Consider the following 23,441-nt stretch of genomic DNA (forward strand, 5'->3'; position numbering starts at 1 on the left):
TCTAGCTCGCTTCTTCAACATTACTTGCTGCCGATGGGACACCACCACGTGGAGCGTAGAGAATGTCTGGATTATCCGGAATGTGTTCAGGTATGCGATGCCAATTAGTCGCACATCTAACACTCGCGCCTGGACCAGTCGCAGTCTGCTGCATGATGATGTTGCCATTCTGCATGAGCTTGCAGGTGATGGACCCTCGATCTTGAGGCCCGTTGGTGGCAGTTAGATCTGCGCGCAAGTAACCGTCTTCTAGGTACACACTTTGCCTCCAATCAGCCGAAACCCCATCAATTTGAATGCGGTTCTCTTTCTCATCCCAGTAGGTGACCGAAGCATTGGTCATGTCCCCCTCGACAACGTGGATTACGGGTAGTTCCACGACTTTCTCGCCAAGGTGCTCACTGTCCTCAATCCGGAGAAGATCCACGCCAAAGAGCAACCCAAGGGAGGCGAACACACAAGTCGCAATAAGACCTTGGATCCAAACCCCGACCGTGGCGGCAACCACAAGCAAGAGGCGCTGATACCAAGACCGTTTCGGGAATGTTTGAAGCGGTCCCGTCCCCCTTGTTTTTTCCCACTTCTGCATAGGGCATCGCGCCTAAAGTTTCCCCTCGGCCAAGACCGTCCCGCCCGGTTCTTTACTTCCGGCCATCGGCTCCTCGGTAACGCGCACCATTATCGTGTCCGCCGGCAATGGCATCCACACATTGTCGTGCGGATCCTGACCAATCACACCGGCCGAGCGGGCGGATCCTTTTTCGTCGATGGACCACACCTGGGCGCCCATGCCGTTCTTCAAGTCGGGCGCACCATTGACCATCGCACCGCCGGAATCCATCTTCGCGGAAACCACGACATCGAGTGTCGAACCATCGGCTTTAAGCGAAACGCTTCGTACATCACCCATTGCCATGATCGAGTGCATGTGGTCTTCCGCTTCTTTGCCCTGCATCGGTTCGTCGCCGTCCGCACGGGCTGCGCCCTCGCCGTCCGAGAACACCTCCGGGGCCTCTTCCTCAACGTTTTGCGTGGGCTGCTTCGAGTTGCTTTCCGCCACGTTGGAGTCCTCGCTAGAGCTGCCCCACAATCCGCTGGTGGTTCCGACGATCCCTACGCCGGCCAGCAGGACGACTGCGGCAGCTGCAGCAAACGCTGCGCGTGCGAATCCCCGGCGGGAGCCAGCTGCCTTCGACACAGCTGCCTTCGACAAAGGCACTACGTTGCTTGCTGCGCTGTCTTCGCCCGGCGCGACCTCATCACCCGGCGGGATCTGCGGGAACTTGCCCGACGTAATTGCATCCATAATGTCCGACTTCAACTGTGACGGAGGCGCGACAGGTTCGGCCAATGCAGCCAAATCGCTTTCCAGCTCCCCAAACTTCGGCTTGTTTTCGTTCATGAGGCACCCCCTTTCGCCAGGGCATCGCGTTGTTCTTTCAGGATTTTCTCCAACTTACGAAGCCCGTCGCGTACACGCGTCTTCGCAGTTCCGAGTGGCACACCAGTCGTTGCGGCCAGTTCAGCATGAGTCATATCACCGAAGTAAGCCAAGAGAATCGCAGTCTTGTGCGGCTCGCCCATGATGTCCAACGCGGTTCGCACGGCATGCCGTTGCACGTTCCGTAATGCTTCGTCTTCCACGCTTTCTTGTTTTATTGACGCCACCAGGAAGGCCTCCCGGTCATCCCGCTTCAGGGTGGCAATGGCGCTTCGAACTCGATCAATTGCGCGGAGCCTTGCGCGACGGAGAATCCAGGCCTTGGCTGAGCCCTTCGCAGGGTCAAAGTCTGCCGCGTGCTGCCAGAGTTCGATGAAAACTTCCTGGGTGACTTCCTCTGCTTGTGCCTGGTCGTGGATGATTTGCAGGGCAAGACCCAGGACGTTCGGGGCGATCCGGTCGTAAAGGCGCGCGAAAGCCGCCGCATCGCCCTTTTGGGCGAGCAGCATCAAACTCTCAGGCGTTTCTCTATCGACTATGGCCACCATTTTCATCGTAGTGCGTTGGGCAAACTACGTGTTTGTTAGTGATTGTGCTTGCCCTGCAGGTCCGGCATCATGCTTTCGTCGGTCTCCATCATGTTTTCGACCTTGTCTTTCATCTTGCCGTCCGTCTTCCCGTCCATCTTGTCGGACATCTTCTCAGGCATCTTTTCGGACATTGCGGGCTTGTTCGGCATCATGTTCTCCCCGGATTCCATCATGTTGTCGTTCTTGCCGGACATCTGTGCGCCTCCCTTCATGTCCTCGGTCATCTTCTCTTCGCTCATCTTTTCCTCAGTCGTCATCTCGGAGGAAGAGCTGGAAGAAGACTTACCCTCGGAGCCCTTATCGTCGGAATCATTGCAGGCCACCAGACCCAGCCCCATTACGCCAGTCAGTGCCACAGCAACGGCGGCGCGACCTACAGAGAATCCAGCTGCTTGGTCATTCCCAGAGTTGGTCTTGCGAATCATCATTTTTAAGTCTCCTTCGGGAGTAGTTTTCGGGTTCCACACAGCCTCCTTAAGGACCGTGTCATGAGTACATACGGCACCCTCCCCCACGGCGGATTGGACGGCAGCTAAAAAAATTTTTCTCCAATCCATTTCACGCAAACGCTCCGTAATCATTCACATAACTCGTTTTAAAACCACTCCGGCAACGCACGTCGTGGCGTCACAAAGAACAAGAAGGAGCACGGGAGACATGGCATGGGAGATAGCACTCATCGGGTTGATCGGCGGGCTGGTGACGGGACTTTCGCCTTGTATCCTGCCGGTGCTGCCGATTGTGCTGGCGGTTAGTGCAGATAGACGGCGCAAACCGTGGCTGGTGGCAGCAGGTATTGCGTTGAGCTTTACGCTGGTCACCCTGCTGGGCACTGTGGTTCTTAGTGCTCTGGGGCTGCCGAAGGATCTGCTGCGCTGGGCGGGCGTCGTGCTTTTGGTACTGGTCGGTGTAAGCATGCTGTGGCCAGCGCTGAGCGACCAGCTGGAACGGCCTTTTGCGCGGATTCGCATTCCGCAGTGGATTCAACGTCTCACCACGGGAGGAGGCTCCGGTTTTGGCATCGGTCTGGCGCTAGGTGCGGTGTATTCCCCCTGTGCAGGGCCGGTTTTGGCGGCGGTTACCGTGGCGGGTGCGACGGGGCAGATCGGTTGGGGCAACGTGATTCTGGCGATCAGTTTTGCCATCGGTGCTTGCACGCCGTTGTTCTTCTTTGCGCTGGCGGGCAAGCGAATCGGCACGCGGGCGGATTTCGTACGTGCTCACCGCAAGGGCATCTCCTACGGCGCGGGTGCACTGGTGATTGTGTTGGCGGTGGCGATAGCGTTCAACGCTCCGGCGGCGCTGCAACGGGCGCTTCCGGATTGGACGGCGGGTGTGCAGGAAAAATTCAACGCTTCCGATCGCACGCAGAATGCTTTACAGCAGGCCAACGGCATGGGAAGCACCGGTGAACACGGCGCGGATGGAAAGCTGGAAACCTGCCGTACGGCCTCCCCGGATCAGCTCCGCGATTGCGGCCCCGTGCCGGCCTTCACTGGCCTGGAGGGTTGGATAAATACGGAAACCCCGGTGGACCCGCGCCACCCGGCGAAGGTAAACGGCAAGCAGAGCATCACCCTGGTGGATTTCTGGGCCTATGCCTGCATCAACTGCCAGCGCGCCAACGAGCACGTCACCAAGCTTTTCGACCGCTACCGGGACAGTGGCCTGCAGGTAGTGGGCGTGCACGCACCGGAGTACGCATTCGAGCACGAGGCCTCCAACGTCACCGCCGCCATCCGCGACCAGGGCATCCACTACCCCGTCGCGCAGGACAACAACTTCACCACGTGGCGAGCCTTCAATAACCGCTACTGGCCTGCGCATTACCTGGTGGATCACACGGGCAAGGTGCGCCAGATCCACGAGGGCGAAGGCGCTTATGCCGAGACCGAACACCTGGTCCGCGAGCTACTCTCGGCGGCCAATCCGGGTATCGAGCTGCCTTCGCCGGTAGAGGAAGGTGGGGATTCTTCTAATGACGCCACCAGTTCCCGCCAGCGGAACCCGGAGACGTACCTGGGCACGCGGCGCGCGGAATATTTTTCTAATCCCGCGGATGAGTATAAGAACGGTACCCATACGTTTCGGAAGGTGCAGCCAAAGGCACTGCACTACAGCTTGGAGGGCACGTGGGAGTTGGCTGAGCAATCCATCCGGCCCGTGAAAGAGCCGGCGGTGCTGCACCTGAACTACAGGGCTGCCCGGGTACAGCTGGTGGTCTCTGGCCGGGGTGAGATCTCAGTGGACTACAGCGACGGCACTACTCGCCGGTTCCCGGTTAACGCGGATGGCACGGTGGATATCCTGCGCGAACGCGAGCAGCACCAGGGTGAGTTGAGCGTGCGGGCTGGCAAAGGTGTGGAGTTTTACTCGCTGACGTTTGGGTAGTGCTGGCGGGATCTGCGGTATCCCACAGACCTTTCGCTACAAGACAGTCCGGCAGATAAGTGTTCGATATTGAATGGCATACCAACTGGGACGTCGCTCCCCGCCACTAAACTGAGTTCTACACCCACCAAAGATGTCTAAGCACCTGCCCGCCGTAGACAACTGCACAGCAGATCAGAAGGAACACGACATGACCGCCGACAATCGCACCGAAGATCAAAAAGTAGCCGCTGTCCGCGCCTCCATGACCATGGCCGGATATACCATGACAACCCAAGACGAAGAGGACGTCCGACGTATCTTCCAAGGAGAAATCACCGGCGACGAAGCTGTACTGGAAGTGTTGGAACGACACGGTTACGGCGACAGCGAACGTGCCAAGTTCCTTCGTAAACGCATCGCTGAAAGCAAGAAGGAAAAGCCGAACAAGCAAAAATGAAGGCCTCCCCGGGTTTACTTTCCGGGAGGGCCTTCACCGTGTTTTGTTGTGGAGCATAGGAGAATCGAACTCCTGACCTTCTGCTTGCAAAGCAGATGCTCTACCAATTGAGCTAATGCCCCTTGACTATCGAACGAAGCTTCCGAAACTATATCAGATGCTTTGACTCTCTAGCGAAAGGTGTTCGATTGGTGGGCCTAGGAGGACTTGAACCTCCGACCTCTTCGTTATCAGCGAAGCGCTCTAACCGCCTGAGCTATAGGCCCTCGAACGAGTAGAAACATTACCCACCAATCCAGGCAATCACCAAATCGGCTGGTCAGATGGCTTTTTTATCGCTGAAAAGTAGGCGTCACAAAGAACAGAAGAACTAGCGATCCAGCTGGATGCGAACACCGCCGAGGATGCTCGACGAGGCGTTGTAAATCAATGCGGCAACCGGCGCTAGAAGAGTGAACAACACAACCTCGAAAAGCCCAATCGCTATCACGCCGCCGAAGTACATGCCCGCAGAGAAACCATCAGAGCTCGTCAGGTCACCCACCAGCGAGTCCAAACGATCCCACGTGCCCGCAACGCTGAGGACAATGTAGATCAGCGCCATGGCCACAAACCACACGGCAAACAACGCCAGATTGAAGATGAGCGCCATCTTCAGGGCACTGACGGGCTCGATGTACGTAATCGTTCGCTGCACGCCACGCTTAGCGGGATTACTGGGCTTGCCCGCCTTGCCTGACGCATCGGGCTTCGCCTCCGGCTGAGTGGACACAGCACTCTGGTCGGGCTGGCTGGACGCAACAGTCTCCGAGGCCTTGTTACCAGGCTTTACGGTGCCCTGGGCTTCTGCCTTGGCTTGATCCTTCGCCGTGGTTTGCCCAGCTACCTGAGCATTCTTTGTCTCCTCCGCGGTTGGCTTTGCGTTCTTCGCATTCTTCGCGTTCTTTGCCTGCGCGCTCTTGGAGTTCTGAATGTTCTTCGCATTCTTCGCATTCGGCGGGGGCGTTTGGTGCGTCATCGCATCTCCGTGCTTGTCGGTGCTTGGTTGGTGCCTGTTTGGTGCTTGTTCGGCACTTTGTTGTTACTCGTTCAGATTTTTGTGCAATTACGACAGTAGCCTAGCGGTTTTAACCGCCAGGCTACTTGGACTTACTTGTTGGGCTTTCCGTAGACGACTTACTTAGAGTCGGCTTCCGCCTTCGCGGTGGCCTCGGCAGACTCTTCTGCCTCTTCCTCCACATTGCGGTCCACGGCCACCAGCTCGTTGCCCTTCGCCAGGTCCACAAGACGTACGCCCATCGTCGCACGGCCACTGTTGCGGATCTGACGCACCTCGGTGCGGATTACGCCGCCGTTGGAGGTCATGGCCAGGATTTCGTCGTCGTCGTTGACGGTCAGCGCGCCGATCAGCTTGCCGCGCTTCTTGTCGTACTTAAACGCGACCACACCCAGGCCACCACGGCCCTTCGACGGGTACTCCTCCATCGGGGTGCGCTTGCCGTAGCCGCCAGAAGTAGCCACGAACAAGGAGGAGTCTTCAGCCACGACCGTCAGCGCCAGCAGCTGGTCTTCCTCACGGAATCGCATGCCCTTCACACCAGCAGTGGCTCGACCCATCGGCCGCAGCGTGGAATCATCCGCGGTGAAGCGCATGGCCTGGCCCTCTTCGGAAACCAGCAGCAAATCATCCTCGGCGGTGCACAGCTGGGCGCCGACCAAGCGATCGCCCTCGTTGAGGTTGATGGCGATGAGGCCACCGGAACGCGCCGTATCGTAATCCGTCAGACGGGACTTCTTCACGCGGCCGTGTGCGGTGGCGAGCACCAGATACGGGGCATCCTCGTAAGACTGAATCTGAATGACCTGTGCGATCTGCTCACCCGGCTGGAACTCCAGCAGGTTGGCCACATGCTGACCACGAGCGGTACGAGTAGCCTCCGGCAGCTCGAAAGCACGCAGGCGGTATACCCGGCCGAAGTTCGTGAAGAACATGATGGTGTCGTGCGTCGAGCAGACGAAGAAGTGGCGCACCACATCGTCCTGCTTCAGCTCGGCTCCGCGCACGCCCTTACCGCCGCGACGCTGGCTGCGGTAGCTATCCACCTTCGTGCGCTTCGCATAGCCGGTGGAGGTAATGGTGACGACCACGTTCTCGCGGGCAATGAGGTCTTCTTCGGACACATCTCCGGACGCCGCGATGATCTGGGTGCGACGCTCGTCACCGTACTTTTCTACGATCTCCTGCAGCTCAGTGCGAACGATCTCGCGCTGACGCTCCGAGGATGCAAGGATCGCCTTTAGGTCGGCGATGGTCTCTTCCAGCTCTGCCAACTCGTCGATGATCTTCTGGCGCTCCATGGCGGCCAGGCGACGCAGCTGCATTGCCAGGATGTGATCGGCCTGCACCTCGTCGACATCCAACAGGTCGATCAAGCCACTGCGGGCCTCATCCACCGTCGGGGAACGGCGAATCAAGGCGATAACCTCATCCAGCATGTCCAGGGCCTTCACCAGGCCACGCAGGATGTGGGCGCGCTTCTCGGCCTCGTCCAGGCGGTACTGAGTACGGCGAACGATCACGTCGATCTGGTGATCTACGTAGTGGCGCAGCATCTGGTCCAAACGCAAAGTGCGCGGCACGCCGTCGACGATGGACAGCATGTTGGATCCGAAGCTGGTTTGCAGCTGGGAGTGCTTATACAGGTTGTTCAGCACCACGCGCGGTACAGCGTCGCGCTTCAGGGTGATGACGATGCGCATGCCAACGCGGTCGGAGGATTCATCGTCGATCTTGGAGATGCCGGCGATCTTGCCATCGCGGATCTGCTCCGCAATCGAGGCCACCAGGTTGTCCGGGTTCACCTGATATGGCAGCTCAGTGATAATAATGACCTGACGGTTGCCCTCTTCCTCAATGCTGGTCACACCACGCATGCGGATCGAACCACGGCCTGTGCGGTAGGTGTCTTGGATGCCCTTGTCACCGACGATCAGGCCAGCGGTTGGGAAATCCGGTCCCTTGACCCGCGCGATGCAGGCTTCCAGTGCGTCCGCCTCCTCCGCCTCCGGATTGTCGAGCAACCAGTAGATGGCTTCTGCCAGCTCGTTCAGGTTGTGTGGCGGAATGTTCGTGGCCATGCCCACGGCGATGCCGCCGGAGCCATTCATCAGCAGGTTCGGCACGCGGGACGGCAGCACGGTCGGCTCGGTGGTTTTGCCGTCGTAGTTGGGCTGGAACTCGACGGTGTTCTCACGAATATCGCGCACCATCTCCATCGCCAGGGGCGTCATGCGGCACTCGGTGTAACGCATAGCGGCCGCGCCATCGTTACCGCGGGAGCCGAAGTTACCCTGACCGTCTACCAGCGGGTATCGCATAGACCATGGCTGTGCCAGGCGCACCAAGGTGTCGTAGATCGCCCTGTCGCCGTGCGGGTGGTAATTACCCATCGTGTCAGCGACGGGCTTTGCGGACTTCACGTAGCTGCGCTCGGGGCGGTAGCCGTTGTCGAACATCGCGTAGAGGATGCGCCGGTGCACGGGCTTAAGACCATCGCGGACTTCGGGCAGGGCGCGTCCGACGATCACGCTCATGGCGTAATCGATGTAGCTGGACTTCATTTCCTCCTGCAGATCGATCGGTGTGACTCGATCGAAGAGGTTGTCGCTACCGTTATTGTCGTCGCTCACTGTTTTGAGAAGCCTTTCTGTTTAGCCTTCAGACCTATCTATTCTACCCCCTAGTTGCGGGTTTACTGTGCTTTGGAGGCTTTGTGACGCCACGTTTCCCGCCCCTTGAGGTGAATTCGAGATGTCGCATAGGTAAATAACTGTTAAACACGCGCGGAAGCTCCATTCTCGTGCTGCACGGCAGACAAACCAGGAGTTAGATCAAAGATGTTAGAGCACTGACCCTATTGCAGCCATAGTCGATTCGCAGCTATGACCGCTATCGCAAGAGGAAACCCCAATCATGAACTCTCCTAAGCCCCTCACCGCATTTCGCAAGGTCGCGTCGATGGCCGCCTCCAGCGCCCTGCTGCTTACTGCAGCCACCGGCGGTATGGGTGTTGCCGCCGCCGACGACGCTCAGGCCAAGCCGAAGACTCCCATCGAGCACGTCGTCGTCATCTACAGCGAAAACATCTCCTTCGACCACTACTTCGCCACCTACCCCAAGGCCGCAAACAAGGACGGCGAAAAGCTACAGTCCAACGACCAAAATGCCCCGAAGTTCAAGGCGAAGAAGGACACCCCGAAGGTCAACAACCTGGCTAGCGAAGATCTCCTAGGCAAGAACAACCCCAACTCCGTTAAGCCTTTCCGACTGGGACCAGATCAGGCCGTCACCGTGGACCAGAATCACGAATACTCTGCGCTGCAGGAGGCCTTTAACAACGGCAAGATGGACAAGTTCCCGGAGACCGTCTCCACCGACGTGGATAAGGACAACGAGGGTCTATACGCCCGCCCGGGCATGACCATGGGCTACTACGACGGCAACACCGTCACGGGTCTGTGGAACTACGCGCAGCACTACGCCATGAACGACAACAGCTACTCCACCATCTTCGGCCCGTCGACCCCCGGCGCGCTGAACCTGGTGGGCGCCACCGTCGCCGGCGCCACCATCCACGATCCGTCGAACGGCGAGCAGGTGAAGATCACACCGGGTGAGTCCGACGAGTTCGCCGGAGTATCCAAGGACGGCAAAACCGTTACCGTCGTAGGCGACCCGGATCCGCTGTACGACGACTGTTCCAACAGCTCTTCCTCCAAGACCGACGAGGTAGCTGCGCTGCACAACAAGAACATCGGTGACCAGCTAAACGAGAAGGACATCACCTGGGGCTGGTTCCAGGGTGGCTTCCGCCCGACGGAGAAGGCCACGGACGATGCCCGCGCTCGTTGCGGCGCCACCCACAAGACCCTGACCGGCCAGGAGAAGACAGACTACAACCCGCACCACCAGCCGTTCCAATACTTCGCATCCACCGCCAACCCGCACCACCTGGAGCCCAGCAACCCGGACATGATCGGCAAGTCCGATCAGGCCAACCACCAGTACGACCTGCAGGATTTCGATACCGCCCTGGAGAACAACAACCTGCCGGCCGTGAGCTACCTGAAGGCCTCCAACTACCAGGACGGCCATGCGGGCTACTCCAACCCACTGGATGAGCAGGCCTTCATGACCCACTACATCAACGAGATCCAGAACTCTGATCAGTGGAATTCCACCGCCATCGTCATCGCCTACGACGACTCCGATGGTTGGTACGACCACCGTGCCCCGAAGGTTCTGAATGGCTCCAAGGACACGACCAAGCTGGAGGAAACCGGAAAGCCGATCGACTCCAAGATCTGCACCACTGCAGCCAAGAAGGTCGGCGTAGCCGGTGACGAGAACGGCCAGTGTGGCCCGGGTACCCGCCAGCCGATGCTGGTTATTTCCCCGTACTCTAAGGTCAACCACGTGGACAGCACCTACACCGAGCAGACCTCGGTGACGAAGTTCATCCAGGACAACTGGGAGCTGGGCCGCCTCAGCGAGCACAGCTTCGATAACCGCGCGGGCAAGCTGGACAACATGTTCGACTTCGACAATGCCAGCGCCGAGAAGCTGTTCCTCAACGAGACCGATGGCACCGTCGCCAAGGACTACGACTCCATCGAGCGGGTGGATGACAGCGACCGCGCGGGCAAGAAGCTGAAGGACGTCGCCGAGGGTATGAACGACCCGAAGGTCACGGAGAAGGACGTGCAGAACGCTGCAGCTTCCAACAGCAAGAACAATGCTGCGGGTGGATCCGATGACTCCAACCACCTCGGTGCCTGGCTGGGCATGGGCGCAGTAGCCGTAATAGTACTGGGCTTCCTCACCTGGATTTCCAACCGCAAGGGCGGATCCGAGAGCTAGAACTAATAGGCGCCATTATTAGCCACCATCGGTACCAGCTATGACCTCCCCTGAATCATCGGATCGACCCCGCCCGCGGCGGCAGCCCGCCCGGGTTGTCGCAGCCCTCGCCGTGGCCTCTGTCTCGGCGAGCGCATTGCTGCTATCCGGCTGCTCTAGCGAGGATAGCGACAACGGCACAAACGCTGACGCCGACATTCACATCAAGAGCCGCCGCGCCTGCCCCTCCCCCGGCGATCTGCACGGCGACCTCAACCACATCCGAGTGACCAACACCGCGGACGCCTCCACCACGGTCTACGTCGCCGACCAGGAGGGTTTCGCCTACCAGACCCTCGAGCGCGTCGGCAGTTCCGCCACCCGCTCCTGGTCCGTGAAGCTGACCGACGGCACATACCACCTGACCTGCGTCTTCCAGGGTAAAAAGGCGATCTCTAGCGACGAGTTTAAGGTCACCGATTCTTCTCTTCGTGACGCCCCAAAAATGAAACCGATCACGGAGAAAGAGGTCACGGCCATATCCATCGCCCATGCGCGTGCACAAAAACCTCAGGTGCGCGACTGGGTGTCTAAAGACGACGCGCTGTTGCGCGCCGTGCGTTCCGGCGACCGCACAGCCGCCAAAGAAGCCTGGAAGACAGCTTACCTGGCCTACCGCAGGCTAGATGATTCCAACCACGAGTGGCCGGGGCCGGTGGATGACATCGCGGACTTCGGCACCAGTTCGAAGGCCAACGGCAATCAGGCCAAGGATCTTTCGGGCTATCACGGGCTGGAGTGGGGACTGTGGCACGGCGCGTCCATGGGCGATCTGCTCGACCCAGCCGAGAATCTGAACGAAGACGTCCACGAAGTGGCGGACGGCATCGAGCATTTTGCGATTTTTGCACCCAACTACGGTTTGCGAACCCACGAGGTCACCGAGGAGGTCGAACGTTTTGACCTGAAGAGCCACAACGATTTTGGAGCACACATCACGGGCAGCGCAGTACGGGCCGCCCTTTATTCCACCCGGTCTACCCTCGAACCACTGCGCGAACTGGTGGAAGACCGCGGGGCAGAGCTGCACGAATTGGATCGGCAACTGGATCGGACGGACGAGGTAGCCAAGAAGATGGCCGCTAAATACGACGGAAAGAAACCCTTCACCGCGTGGGATCAAGCCGATCAGCGTGAGTTGGGGGCAGCCATCGGCAAACTAAACGAACTGCTTGCCCCGCTGGCAACCATGACCGTGATCAGGAGGATGTAGTGAACTGTCCTTTTCATTCCCGTGCCACCGCAGACGACCACGGCGAGCAGAAAAACCGTCCCGAAGGCGCCCGGGTTTCGAGGCGCACAATGTTGGGCGGAATGCTTGGCTTGGCTGGAGTGGGTGGCGTCACTACCCTTGCAAAAACCGGCGCCACCGCCGAGGAATACCACGACAACGACGACGATCTGCCCGACTATCCGTTTGAAGGCGAGCACCAGCAGGGCGTAATTACTCCACCGCAAAAAGAGCTGATTATCTGCGGTTTAGATGTACTCGCAGAGGGACCCGAGGGGCTAAAGAACCTGCTGCAGACAATCACCAAGCGGGCGCGCGTGCTGACCACCGGTGGGCCGGCGGCGCCTGATGGGATCGCATACCCAGCGACGGATTCCGGGGAGCTGGGCGAGGACGTGCCGGTGGACGGACTGACGATCACGCTCGGGGCGGGCGCAACGCTGTTCGACGAACGCTTCGGGTTGAAGGCCAAGAAGCCAAAGCACCTCAAGACCATGAAGGCCTTCGCGGATGATTCGCTGAATCCCACGCAGTGCCATGGCGACCTGGTGATCCAGATTTGTGCACACAACCGGGACACGGCAATGCACGCGCTCCGCGACATTCTGCGCCACACGCGCGGGGCAATGGCGGTGCGGTGGCGCCAGTCGGGATACCAAAACCCGCCGCGTCCGAGCGGTACCCAACGCAACCACCTGGGGTTTAAGGATGGAATCGTTAACCCGACGCCCGAACAGCACGATGAGTTGGTGTGGGCAGGCACTGGCGAGCCGAAGTGGGCAGCCGGTGGCAGCTACATGGCCGTGCGTCTAATTGTGATGCTGACGGAGTTCTGGGATCGCATTTCCATCGCGGAACAGGAGCAGATCTTCGGTCGCGAACGATTCAGCGGCGGACCGCTTTCCGGTGGCGACGAGTGGGAGGAGCCAAACTACCTCGATGACCCTACAGGTGATGTGATTCCGGTGGATGCACACATTCGCCTAGCGAACCCACGCACCGAGGAGACAGCGAACCAGTTGATGCTCCGGCGCGCCTATAACTATGACAACGGCGTGTTGGACAATGGCACGCTGGACGTAGGTTTGGTGTTTGTGTGCTTTCAGCAGGATCTTCAGCGGCAGTTTATTACCGTGCAAAAGCGGCTTGAGGGCGAGCCTTTGGCGGATTACATCCGCCCGTATGGAGGTGGGTACTTCTATGTATTCCCAGGGGTCGCCGCGAAAGATGACTTTCTAGGGAAAGGCCTTTTCACTCCTCCATACGGGGGTAAATCAAAGTGACTGATGAAAATACTTGCGCATATATGCAATCTCGCGTTGACCAGCTTGTTTAGTGAAAATTCTTCCTAAACGCGCCTGAACAGGCACTTTTGTAATTCTTAGCACTGCTAAATACCTTGGCAAAGATTACTTTAAGAAAGTCAAACGTTTCACCCCACAATGCCAAATCTCGGCGACACACGAGAACACAGGAGAATGACATGAAGCTGTCCAAGAAGTTCACCGCTACCGCCGCTGCTACCGCTCTGGCTTCCGCAGCCCTGCTGACCCCGGTTGCTAACGCTCAGACCGCTGAGAACGGCACCGGCACTCCGGCAGCTCCGGCCGAGAACGACACCAACGCTGGCGACGAGCAGCCGGGCGCTGGCGACGAGAACGAGCCGGCCGGCTCCTCCAACATGAGCAAGGAAAAGAAGATCGCTGCTGGCGTCGGCGGCGCCATCGTCGGCCTGGGCGTTCTGGGTGCAGTCCTGGGCAACGCCGGCGACAAGGCCGAGGAAAAGAAGGACGAGAAGAAGGACGACGCCAAGGCTGAGGCACCTAAGGGTGAGAAGAAGGACGACGCTAAGGCTGAGGCTCCGAAGGGCGAGGGCGACATGAAGGGTGAAGAGGCTCCGGCTGCCGAGGCTCCGGCTGCCGAGGCTCCGGCCGCAGACGCACCTGCAGCTGAGGCACCGGCCGCTGAGGCACCTGCAGCCGAGGCACCGGCCGCTGAGCGCAACGTTCAGCTGGCTAACACCGGTGTTAAGCCGGAGATCTCCATCCTGGCTGGTCTGGCTCTGATCTCCATGATCGCGGGCGCTTGGATGATGTTCTCCCGCCGCGAGGCATAAAGAACTCTCCTACTAAAACCCGTGCTCTCCTACCGGGAGCGCGGGTTTTGTTTTACCTCCTAGGCAGAGATCTCGCGCCAGAACGTCTCCAGCCGATCCGACACGACCTGCGGTTCACGCGCCCAGCGATTGTGTCCCAGCGGCGCGTCGAGTTCCTCAATCGTCACCATATCCGCGGGCAACTCTGCCCCCAGGTGTTCTGCGGAAGCAAGCGGGCAGTCCTCGTCATTCGTACAGCGGGTGAGCAAGACAGGAATACGAACAGCTTTCTTAGCTTCTTCGTAATCCATATCCTGATCCGCCAGTTTGTGCAGACGGTTGGTGTGCCCATAGCGGAACCACTCGCGCAGCTGCACGCCGGACTGGCGCCCATAACCCGCTAAGTCCAAAAAACCCGCAGGCTGATAGCCGAATAACAGAATATTCAGCATGATCTGGTACGTTCCGAAACGCAATCGCGCGTATTGCTTCCCCTTAAAGCCCCGGTAGTAAGGCGTTCCAGAGCCGACACCCATCATGCCGCGAATCCCCAGCTCCTTAGCCTCAGGCCTAGCTAGGAACAGCGAGCCGATCTGTCCACCCATCGAATGGCACAGCATAAGCGTCGGGTGATTCTTATTGACGCCCAACGCTTCCTTTGCCGCGCGGATCGTTCGGGGATAATCCCCAGAGGCCAGGTGGTGATAACCCCACTTATGCTTCCGAGTGGCTACCGCCGTAGATGTACCCTGACCGCGCAGTTCACCGGAGATCACCGGATAGCCGCGGTCGGCCAGCTCCCATGCAATGGGGTCGTAGTACCGAGCGCCCATTCCAAAACCAGGCCAGATCACAATGAGGGGACGAGTACGATCCCACCCAGCATTCACCAGATCCTGCACGGGATTCTCAGCGGAGCTGGAGGCGGTGGCGTCATTAACAACCTTCTCCCCTACCCGTGGGGTGCCGGGCAGGAAGATACGCATCTGCGAGGTTGAGCCGTCGGCCATCGTGACTGGCACCAGAGTGGGCTGGCGACGTGCCGGCGTGGAAGTGTACTTCGCTTGGGGTTTCGAATCGCTCACAACATTCGATTAAACAACAAATAAGCGCACGTCGCGGGGTATTCAGGCGATGGCCTGTTCACGCTCACCATTTCGGTGGGCGTTCGTGATGGCCTCGGTGAGGTGACGGCGCAAATCCACGAGCGCTTCGGCGATGCCGGCTGGAGCTAAACGTCCAGGAAGCGCACGTCGCGGGCGTTCTTAGTGATGAAGCTGCGGCGTGCCACAACATCATCACCCATCAGCACGCTGAAGATCTCATCGGCGGCAGCAGCATCTTCCAGATCCACGCGGCGCAGCGTACGTACCGTCGGATCCATGGTGGTCTCCCACAGCTCCTTGGCGTTCATCTCGCCCAGACCCTTGTAGCGCTGGATGCCGTCATCCTTGTTGATCTTGCGTCCCTGTGCCAAGCCTTCTTCCAACTGCTCGTCACGCTCGCGATCACTAAAGGCAAAGCCCGGCTCGCCCTTAGCCCATTTCAATTTGTACAGCGGCGGCTGGGCCAGGTACACGTAGCCCTCCTCCACCAGAGGACGCATAAAGCGGAACAGCAGGGTCAGCAGCAGGGTGGCGATGTGCTGGCCATCCACATCGGCGTCGGCCATCAGCACGATCTTGTGATAGCGCAGCTTTTTAATATCGAACTCGTCGTGAATACCGGTGCCCAAAGCCGTAATGATGGCCTGAACCTCATTGTTCTTCAGCACCTTATCCATGCGTGCCTTTTCCACGTTCAGGATCTTGCCGCGTAGCGGCAGGATGGCCTGGTACATGGAATCGCGGCCGGACTTAGCGGAACCACCTGCAGAGTCACCCTCCACGATGTACAGCTCGCTGAGCTTCGGGTCACGCGAACGGCAATCGGCCAACTTGCCCGGCAGGCCACCGATATCGGAGGCCGACTTGCGGCGCACCATGTCGCGAGCCTTGCGTGCGGCATCGCGTGCGTGGGCAGAAGCGACTGCCTTGTCGATGATGGCCTTTGCCTCTGCTGGGTTCGCATCCAACCAATCGGCCAGGTGCTCGTTCACAGCCTTCTGCACAAAGCCCTTGATTTCGGTGTTTCCAAGCTTGGTTTTCGTCTGACCCTCGAACTGCGGGTCGCCAACGCGAACGGAAATGACGGCTGCTAGACCTTCGCGCACATCATCACCGCTGAGCTTCGGATCCTTTGCCTTCAGCAGCTTGTGATCACGAGCATAACGGTTCATCAACGAGGTCAAGGCCGCGCGGAAACCTTCCTCGTGAGTACCGCCTTCAAAAGTATTGATGGTGTTAGCAAAAGTGTGAACAGACTGGCTAAATCCACTGTTCCACTGCAGAGCAACCTCAACCTCGTGATCCTCGCCGACCGCTTCGAAGGAAACAATCGTCGGGTGGATCGCGGTGCGCTTCCGGTTGATGTACGCAACGTAATCCTTCAGACCCTCTGGGTAGTGGAATACGCGGGTACGCGGCCCCTTCTTCTTTTCAGCCTCCGCAGCCTTCTCTTCCGCGGACTTTGGAGCTGCGGCATCCTCTGCTGCGCTCTCCAGCTCCTCATCGTCCTCAAGATGTTCGCGCTCATCAGTCAACTTGATGGTCAGACCCTTATTTAGGAAAGCCATCTCCTGCAGGCGCTTAGCCACCGTGTCGAAGTTGAACTCAACGGTTTCAAAAATCTCTGGATCCGGCCAGAATCGCTGTGTCGTGCCGGTGCCCCGAGCCTTTTTTACGCGCTGCAACTCATCAGGCACAGCCGCGTTGAAGTTCTGGAGCCACAGGTAGCCATCGCGCTTAATCTCAGTCTCCATGTGAGTGGACAGGGCGTTAACCACCGAAATACCCACACCGTGTAGACCACCGGATACTGCATAAGAGTCCGAGTCGAACTTGCCGCCTGCGTGCAGCTGCGTCATAACTACCTGCACGGTCGGCGGGCCGGTCGGGTGATCCTCTACCGGGATACCACGGCCATCGTCGATGACCTCTACGCCACCATCGGCCAATAGCGTTACGCTAACTTCCTTGGCATAACCTGCCATGGCCTCGTCAACCGAGTTGTCCACAACTTCCCACACCAGGTGGTGCAAGCCACGCTCACCGGTGGAACCGATGTACATGCCGGGGCGCTTTCGAACGGCCTCCAGGCCTTCGAGGATCGTAATCGAATTCGCGCCGTAGTCGCTCTGCTTCTGTGGTTCAGCCACGGTGGGTCAAACTCCTTCTCTCGCGCGTAAATAACCACCCTATTCTAGCGCGTTGGAGGCCAAAAGGTGCCATTGGACAGGCCGTTTGGGCCATTCAGAATCAGTTAACACTCCCAACTGACTTATCCGAAGTCATCCCGTGGCCCCCGTCCCTGCACGCGGAGCTTGCCATACTTCGGCCGCTGAATATTGGGACCCACAATGCGAAGTTGAGCCACCACGTCCTCCCCTGCGCGCTTCGCGATCGCCTGCAGAATAACAGTCTGCATATAACGCAGCTGGGTAGTCCACGGAGTCGAATCGCACTCAATTACCAGCACCTGCGAGTCCTCTTCATAACGCACAGGCCGAGTGTGTTCGGCAATTTTGTCACCCACAAGCTCTGGCCATGCATTCATAATCCTGGCAACGCTTACTCGCTGCTGCCAACCTTGCCGTTTGATCTCTAACCCAATCAACGAGCCAAAACGCTTCGGATCCCGATAGCTGCGATCTAATCGGCCATCCATTCGGGTCTTGTATCTTGACGGCCCACCCGGTGTTTTCTTCTTCTTTTTTCGTGGTGACGCCACCATCGGCAACTCGGCCTGGGGAGAACCACCCGCCTGTTTCATAGCATCGAGGGCTTGCGCAACAGGATCAATCGACACTGTCTTCGCCACCCTTCACCGCTTTGTCAGACACTTCTTGAGGTTGAGCTTTCAACTCCTCAATAGTGTAAATCTGCGCAACATCCCGCAAGGCCTCGGGAATGTCCTCATCCACTGCCGCCGTGATCAACACTTGCTCAGCGCTGGAGATGAGGTTAACGAGATGGTGGCGTCGAGAAGCATCGAGTTCCGCAAAAACATCATCGAGAATAACGACGGGCTCGACCCCATCACCGCGCTGCATAAAAAACGCGGCGAGGCGCAGGGAAAGAGCAAAAGACCATGATTCACCATGAGATGCGTATCCCTTCGCCGGTTGATGACCCAGCATCAGGTTAACGTCATCGCGGTGGGGGCCAAGAAGTGTGGTACCACGCTCGACCTCCTGAGGACGCTTCGTGGCGAAGGCTTGCAGCAAGGTAGCCTCGGCAATCTCCGGGCTAAGCAATGCGGTGGGCTGGTCGGGTTCGCTCACACCTAGATGAATTCCCAGTTCGGTCAGCTCAGTGTCGATGGTGGACGTATAGGACATGTGCGCCGGACGCGACTGTGGTGCCAACGATTGGTAGGTCTGCTGTAAATGTGGAGCTAGATCGTGGACGATTTGCACCCGTGCAGACATGATCTGTCCACCCAAGGCGGCCAATTGGCTATCCCAGACATCAAGGGTGGCCAACGCAGATTCCGCGTCGGCCTTGATCTCCTCGGATAGGTTGTGGCTGGCTCCCTTCGGAGCACCGACAACAAGGCGCAGGGCAAAAGCAGACTGCCGGAGAAGTGCATTGCGCTGACGTAGAGCTTTATCATAGTCCGCCTTAACCGCCGCCAGGCGCGGGTAGCGGGCAATCATGATTGTGTCCAAGAAATGGCGACGTTGCTCCGGCTCGCCTCTAATCAAGGCCAGGTCTTCTGGCGAGAACAACGTCGTTCGCACCACACCCAGCAGATCACGGGGAGATTTCATGGCCGTGCGATTAATGTGAGCGCGATTCGAACCCCGAGCGCGAATGGCGAGGTGGGCTGTGAGTTCGCGGCCATTGTTCACGGCCGTGGCGGACACATTGGCGATGTCTTCACCGCGTCGCACAAGGGCTGCGTCCGAGTTCACACGGTGGGAACTGAGGTGTGCAAGGTAACCGAGTGCCTCAACGATATTGGTCTTTCCGTAGCCATTGGGCCCAGAGAAGATCGTAATACCAGGGCTAAGCTGCAGGTCGAGTTCCTCCCACGACCTGTAATTGCTCAGACGGAGATTGGAGACGTACACAGTTAGCTAAAGGCTTGCCTTGGTTTTCGTAGTTTCGGGATCAGCCCGGCAGGCGCACTGGCATCAGCAGGTAGGTGAAGTCCGTTTCCGGGGTAGCGAAGTTCCCCTCAGCGTCTGCTTCCGGCAACTCGCCTGGATCGGGGAGAAGGATCGCGGGGCGAGAAGCCATGGTGAAACCGAAGACCACGCGCGGAGTGTGGATGGCCGCCAGCCCCTCCTTGAGGTAACTGGGGTTAAAGGCAATAACCAGTGGTTCGCCGGCAAAAGCACAATCCAAGGTTTCCGTTGCGGAGCCAACATCGCTACCGCCTGCAGAAAGGGTAACGGTGTTGTCCTTGAAATCCATCCGAATCTGCGAGTTCCGCTCAGCGACGATGGAGACGCGCTTGATGGCCTCTTGAAGAGGAGCAATCTCCACACTTGCCAAAGCCGTGTGCGTCTTAGGCAGCAGTGGGCGGAACTTCGGGAATTCTGCATCCAACAGGCGTGTCGTGGTGTGACGCGATTCAGTGGAAATACCCAGAAGGCCATCTGCACCAATATCTTCGCCTGTACCGACGGCAATCTCGATTGGATCCGTGTTGGCCGGATCCATGGAACGGGCGGTATCTGCCAGAGTCCGAGCTGGAATCAACAGCTTTGCCTGCGCATCAGCCTGAGCGGGATTCCACTGGAAGTTGCGGACCGCCAGACGGAAGCGATCGGTAGCAACCATAATCACATCTTCGCCGTCGATTTCTACGTGTACGCCAGTAAGCATTGGCAACGTGTCATCACGACCAGCTGCAACAGCGACCTGCGCAATAGATTCAGCAAAGAGGTTTGGATCGATAGTGCCTGTGACATCCGGCAGATCCGGTAGTACTGGATAATCCTCGATCGTCATTGCCGGGAGCTCGAACTTGGACTTACCTGTTTTCAGAGTCACAGTCGTGCCATCGAACTCGATATTGATTGGCTTGTTAGGCAGGGAGCCGACAATATCGGAAGCCAGTTTTCCGGCAACCAGAATCTTTCCGGGCTCGTTGACCTCGGCGTTGATGCGTACTCGGGTAGAGACCTCACGGTCGAATCCGGAAAGTTCCAATCCCTCGTCATCGGCAACGATCATCACACCGCGCAAGATGGGTTGGGTGGGCTTGCTGGGAAGGGAGCGGGCTACCCAACCGAGGGCAGATGCGAAGTCATCCTTGGGAACAATGAAACTCACTGTCTGGCTATCCATGCTCAATCTAACTTCCGTGTCTTCGTCGTGCTCGAGCGTCTCGTTCTTCTCGAGGTTCGTCTGATCAAGATTAACCCACAAGCTCTATTTCTGTTTATTCCCTTTTATTTAGAGAGATAGCAGTCGTAGTAGGTGTTGTGGATCCTGTGCACAAACCCTAATCCATGCATGTCAGGACGTGGGTTCGGATGTTGATGCGTCGGTGGATGAACTGTGAATAACGCATTTGCAATGTGGATAACTCGGTTGCCCTGCGAGTTGTACACAATCTGTCCACTGCTGTTTACCCAGTTTAGACGCAGTTTTCCCCAGGGTTCATTGGGCTGTGGTGTGAGCCATCCAACTCTCCATGTTGATTTCGAGAATTCTTAAGACACATCGTTGCTACCCCTTGAATTACAAGTTTGGAATTACATCTGTGGAAAACATTGTGGAATTGTGGATAACTCGATTGAATCCCGGTCTACCAAAGGTCAGGGAATCGTGAGTTATCCCCAGGCTGCTTGTGGATAACTCAGTAAAGCTGGGGAAAACTGTGGGTAACTCGCTCCCCGGCCGCTCTATAGGGGGTGGAAAGGTCAGACGACGGGGCTAATCCCGGGCATGGGACTTGATCTTTTGTGTGAGTTCTTGCACCTGATCGAACACCTTCTTGTTCTCCGAGAGGGATTCGCGCACGCGACGTTCGGCATACATCACCGTGGTGTGGTCGCGTCCGCCGAAAGCACTTCCCAACTTCGGCAGAGAAAGATCCGTCAGTTCTCGGCAGAGATACATTGCGATCTGCCGAGCCTGCACAAACTTCTTGGCCCTACCCTTGCCTATGAGCTCATCGGTGGTGAGATTGAAGTAGTTCGCCACCACCTCAATCACATGCTGAGGAACAATTTCCACATCCTGATCGGCCGGCGAAATATCGCGTAACGCAATTTCTGCGGTTTCGACCGTCAGCGGTTCATGGCTAAGCGCGCAATAGGCCGTCACGCGGATCAAAGCACCATCGAGCTCACGAATCGATTTCTCATAGCGGCTCGCGATCAGTACCTTGACGTCCTCAGGTAGCTGCACATTGTCGGATTCTGCTTTCTTCGTGAGAATCGCAATGCGCGTTTCTAGATCCGGAGTCTGAACATCGGTAATCAGTCCGCCTTCAAAGCGAGTGCGCAGGCGATCTTCCAACGTGGTCAGCTGTCGTGGAGGTCGGTCGGAACTCAGCACAATCTGCTTATTTGCCTGGTGCAATGCATTGAATGTGTGGAAGAACTCCTCCTGCGTCGATTCTTTGTTCTGAAGGAACTGGATATCGTCAACGATCAGCATGTCTAGATTGCGGTAGCGCCGCTTGAAGGATTCACGAGTGTCATTGGCGATGGAGTTAATGAAGTCATTCGTCAGCTCTTCGGAACTCACGTACTTCACCCGCATGTTTGGCTGTAGCTCTTTGGCATAGTGTCCAATTGCATGCAGCAAGTGGGTCTTCCCCAACCCAGACTCACCCCAGATAAACAGAGGGTTGTAGGCCTTTGCGGGTGCTTCTGCAACAGCCCGGCAGGCTGCGGCGGCGAAGTTATTCGACGAGCCAACAACGAAGCTGTCGAATGTGTAGTTCTTGTTCAGCAGAGAATCGCCATCCAGCCCATCGTTGAAGTTCGATGAAGGCTGCGGCGCAACGTTCTGTCGCGGCGGCACCCGGTGGGCTTGTTCCTTATTTGTCCAATGTTTCGGCGTTGGGGATGGGTTCGGATCGATGTGGTTTTCCGTCGCAGCGTATTGTCCTGCGAGAGCATCGGCATCGTGCTCCCGTCGCTGAGCAGCTTCTTCCTCAGTCTCCGCCGCCGAGCCGTCTTTTTCCTGTGCTTGGTGAACCAGTGCTTCTACCTGGAAGGTTGATAGGTCGTCTGCGGTAGCTACCGAACTTTTTTCTGACGCCCCTTCGTGGATATCGCCTGTCGTTTCGGTGTCACTCTCAGACTGTGTGCCCTGCTTGGGTTCCTCTGATTCTGCCTCTACGGATTCCCCATTCGTGCTGGTGATCGCAAGGCTGACGGAAAGATCCAAACGAGCTTTGAGGACATGCTTGATGGGATCGATGAGGTCTTTTTCGATCGATTCCTTGGTCCACTTATTGGGTGTTTCAAGCACGACGATCCGTCCCATAAGCCCCACCGGTTTGACCTTGCGCAGAAGTGAACGCTGTTTGGGGGAGATAGGTGGAAGATCGGGGTCGGGATTGGCGGAGGAGCTATCCGCGAGCCAATCGTGCATGATGGCATCCCACATGTCGGGAAAGTGTTCCTCGATAGAGAAATTCGAGTTGCTCATAGGGGCTCCAGGGTCAGGGCTGTTCTTAGCGTAAGAGTTTTCGGGGGTGGCGTAGAGGTAAACGGGGGGTTAAACCAGCGGTAGTTCTCAATTCCGTCTTTTATGTAGTTGTTCACCTCGTCGTACACAGTGGGAAATGCCGTATATCCTGCATTTGCACATAGTTATGCACACCTGTGGATAACTTCTCTTCACATGTTATCCCCAAGGTACAGGCTCCTTGTGGATAACTCTAATCAGAGCCTCAATATTCACTTTACCTGCATAAATAGGGTGTAAAGTAAAGGTTTAGTGTTTGGGGGTGAGGGAGTTTTCCACAAGGTCCATCGTCATTTGACGAAGTTAGATCTAGGCTTTACACACCTACTTCCACCCCGTTGGTTTCGTCGAAACGGGAAGGTGCTTTCTGGAGACATCCAATGATGTTCTGACGAGTATTTATTAGAGGCAGCTGCATCCTCTTCGAGGGCGCCGTCTCTAAAATTTGGATAACTTACGTCACAGCACGTATCCTTGACTCGTCTATGGCAACCCATATGTGGCAGCAGTTCACCACGCTGCCTATCGGGTGCCTC

Annotated in this window: 18 protein-coding genes and 2 tRNA genes; 6 read left to right on the top strand and 14 right to left on the bottom strand. The window is 57.6% G+C overall.

The features are described from left to right. Nucleotide 1 precedes the first annotated feature (1 nt). Genes AC05K6_RS07250 through AC05K6_RS07265 form a run of 4 tightly spaced genes read right to left on the bottom strand, consistent with a single transcriptional unit; the run spans nt 2 to nt 2,459 of the window. A complete protein-coding gene (locus AC05K6_RS07250; RefSeq protein ID WP_476728189.1) occupies nt 2-589 on the bottom strand; it encodes an MmpS family transport accessory protein in 588 nt (195 codons plus the stop codon). Between the two features lie 12 nt (nt 590-601). Then, complete coding sequence (locus AC05K6_RS07255; RefSeq protein WP_476728190.1) at nt 602-1,402, bottom strand: anti-sigma factor; 801 nt, start codon at nt 1,400-1,402, stop codon at nt 602-604. Continuing rightward, complete coding sequence (locus tag AC05K6_RS07260) at nt 1,399-1,995, bottom strand: sigma-70 family RNA polymerase sigma factor (RefSeq protein WP_293791742.1); 597 nt, start codon at nt 1,993-1,995, stop codon at nt 1,399-1,401. The genes AC05K6_RS07255 and AC05K6_RS07260 overlap by 4 nt, the downstream gene beginning before the upstream one ends. Nucleotides 1,996-2,024: 29 nt before the next feature. After that, nucleotides 2,025-2,459 (bottom strand): hypothetical protein, encoded by a 435-nt coding sequence (locus AC05K6_RS07265; protein WP_476728191.1) that lies wholly within the window; start codon nt 2,457-2,459, stop codon nt 2,025-2,027. A 229-nt stretch (nt 2,460-2,688) separates the two neighbouring features. On the opposite strand from AC05K6_RS07265, the gene AC05K6_RS07270 reads away from it, so the two are divergent. Together AC05K6_RS07270 and AC05K6_RS07275 are read left to right on the top strand one after the other, a co-directional pair. Further along, the gene (locus AC05K6_RS07270) at nt 2,689-4,422 is read left to right on the top strand and encodes a cytochrome c biogenesis protein CcdA (RefSeq protein WP_476728192.1); all 1,734 of its coding nucleotides are present in this window, start codon (nt 2,689-2,691) and stop codon (nt 4,420-4,422) included. Nucleotides 4,423-4,612: 190 nt separating this feature from the next. Further along, nucleotides 4,613-4,861 carry an antitoxin VbhA family protein gene (locus tag AC05K6_RS07275; protein ID WP_448307920.1) on the top strand — a complete coding sequence of 83 codons (249 nt, stop codon included), beginning with the start codon at nt 4,613-4,615 and terminating at the stop codon, nt 4,859-4,861. 49 nt (nt 4,862-4,910) lie between these two features. On the opposite strand, the gene AC05K6_RS07280 is transcribed toward AC05K6_RS07275, so the two are convergent. The 4 genes from AC05K6_RS07280 to gyrA all read right to left on the bottom strand — a co-directional run bounded on the left by AC05K6_RS07280 (nt 4,911) and on the right by gyrA (nt 8,551). Further along, nucleotides 4,911-4,983: transfer RNA gene (locus AC05K6_RS07280), tRNA-Ala, on the bottom strand. A 67-nt stretch (nt 4,984-5,050) separates the two neighbouring features. Continuing rightward, nucleotides 5,051-5,127: transfer RNA gene (locus AC05K6_RS07285), tRNA-Ile, on the bottom strand. Between the two features lie 104 nt (nt 5,128-5,231). Next, entirely contained in the window at nt 5,232-5,879 is a 648-nt protein-coding gene (locus tag AC05K6_RS07290; RefSeq protein ID WP_476728193.1) for a DUF3566 domain-containing protein, read from the bottom strand. 158 nt (nt 5,880-6,037) lie between these two features. Further along, nucleotides 6,038-8,551 (bottom strand): DNA gyrase subunit A, encoded by a 2,514-nt coding sequence (gyrA, locus tag AC05K6_RS07295; RefSeq protein WP_476728194.1) that lies wholly within the window; start codon nt 8,549-8,551, stop codon nt 6,038-6,040. A 283-nt stretch (nt 8,552-8,834) separates the two neighbouring features. Here gyrA and AC05K6_RS07300 point away from each other — a divergent pair, with 283 nt between their 5' ends. The 4 genes from AC05K6_RS07300 (at nt 8,835) to AC05K6_RS07315 (ending at nt 14,167) form a co-directional block, all read left to right on the top strand. Beyond that, on the top strand, nt 8,835-10,781 hold the full coding sequence (locus AC05K6_RS07300) for an alkaline phosphatase family protein (protein WP_476728195.1): 1,947 nt from the start codon (nt 8,835-8,837) through the stop codon (nt 10,779-10,781). A 40-nt stretch (nt 10,782-10,821) separates the two neighbouring features. Further along, entirely contained in the window at nt 10,822-12,033 is a 1,212-nt protein-coding gene (locus AC05K6_RS07305; protein ID WP_476728196.1) for an EfeM/EfeO family lipoprotein, read from the top strand. Next, complete coding sequence (efeB, locus tag AC05K6_RS07310) at nt 12,033-13,334, top strand: iron uptake transporter deferrochelatase/peroxidase subunit (protein ID WP_476728197.1); 1,302 nt, start codon at nt 12,033-12,035, stop codon at nt 13,332-13,334. The genes AC05K6_RS07305 and efeB overlap by 1 nt, the downstream gene beginning before the upstream one ends. A 200-nt stretch (nt 13,335-13,534) precedes the next feature. Continuing rightward, a complete protein-coding gene (locus AC05K6_RS07315; protein ID WP_476728198.1) occupies nt 13,535-14,167 on the top strand; it encodes a cell surface protein in 633 nt (210 codons plus the stop codon). Between the two features lie 59 nt (nt 14,168-14,226). Here AC05K6_RS07315 and AC05K6_RS07320 read toward each other — a convergent pair whose 3' ends face one another. From AC05K6_RS07320 to dnaA, 6 genes are all read right to left on the bottom strand, one after another. After that, nucleotides 14,227-15,231: an alpha/beta fold hydrolase gene (locus tag AC05K6_RS07320; protein ID WP_476728199.1), complete on the bottom strand. Its 1,005-nt coding sequence runs from the start codon at nt 15,229-15,231 to the stop codon at nt 14,227-14,229. A gap of 146 nt (nt 15,232-15,377) precedes the next feature. Continuing rightward, nucleotides 15,378-17,402 (bottom strand): DNA topoisomerase (ATP-hydrolyzing) subunit B, encoded by a 2,025-nt coding sequence (gene gyrB / locus AC05K6_RS07325; RefSeq protein ID WP_476728200.1) that lies wholly within the window; start codon nt 17,400-17,402, stop codon nt 15,378-15,380. A gap of 122 nt (nt 17,403-17,524) precedes the next feature. Then, a complete protein-coding gene (locus AC05K6_RS07330) occupies nt 17,525-18,052 on the bottom strand; it encodes a DciA family protein (RefSeq protein ID WP_476728201.1) in 528 nt (175 codons plus the stop codon). Next, nucleotides 18,042-19,319, bottom strand: a complete 1,278-nt coding sequence (gene recF, locus AC05K6_RS07335) for a DNA replication/repair protein RecF (RefSeq protein ID WP_476728202.1) — start codon at nt 19,317-19,319, stop codon at nt 18,042-18,044. Before recF ends, AC05K6_RS07330 begins: the two co-directional genes overlap by 11 nt. Nucleotides 19,320-19,359: 40 nt before the next feature. Next, nucleotides 19,360-20,544 carry a DNA polymerase III subunit beta gene (dnaN, locus tag AC05K6_RS07340; protein WP_473963783.1) on the bottom strand — a complete coding sequence of 395 codons (1,185 nt, stop codon included), beginning with the start codon at nt 20,542-20,544 and terminating at the stop codon, nt 19,360-19,362. A 591-nt stretch (nt 20,545-21,135) separates the two neighbouring features. Beyond that, entirely contained in the window at nt 21,136-22,866 is a 1,731-nt protein-coding gene (dnaA, locus tag AC05K6_RS07345; RefSeq protein WP_476728203.1) for a chromosomal replication initiator protein DnaA, read from the bottom strand. Between the last annotated feature and the right edge of the window lie 575 nt (nt 22,867-23,441).

The sequence above is a fragment of the Corynebacterium sp. TUM25020 genome, assembly GCF_056388495.1.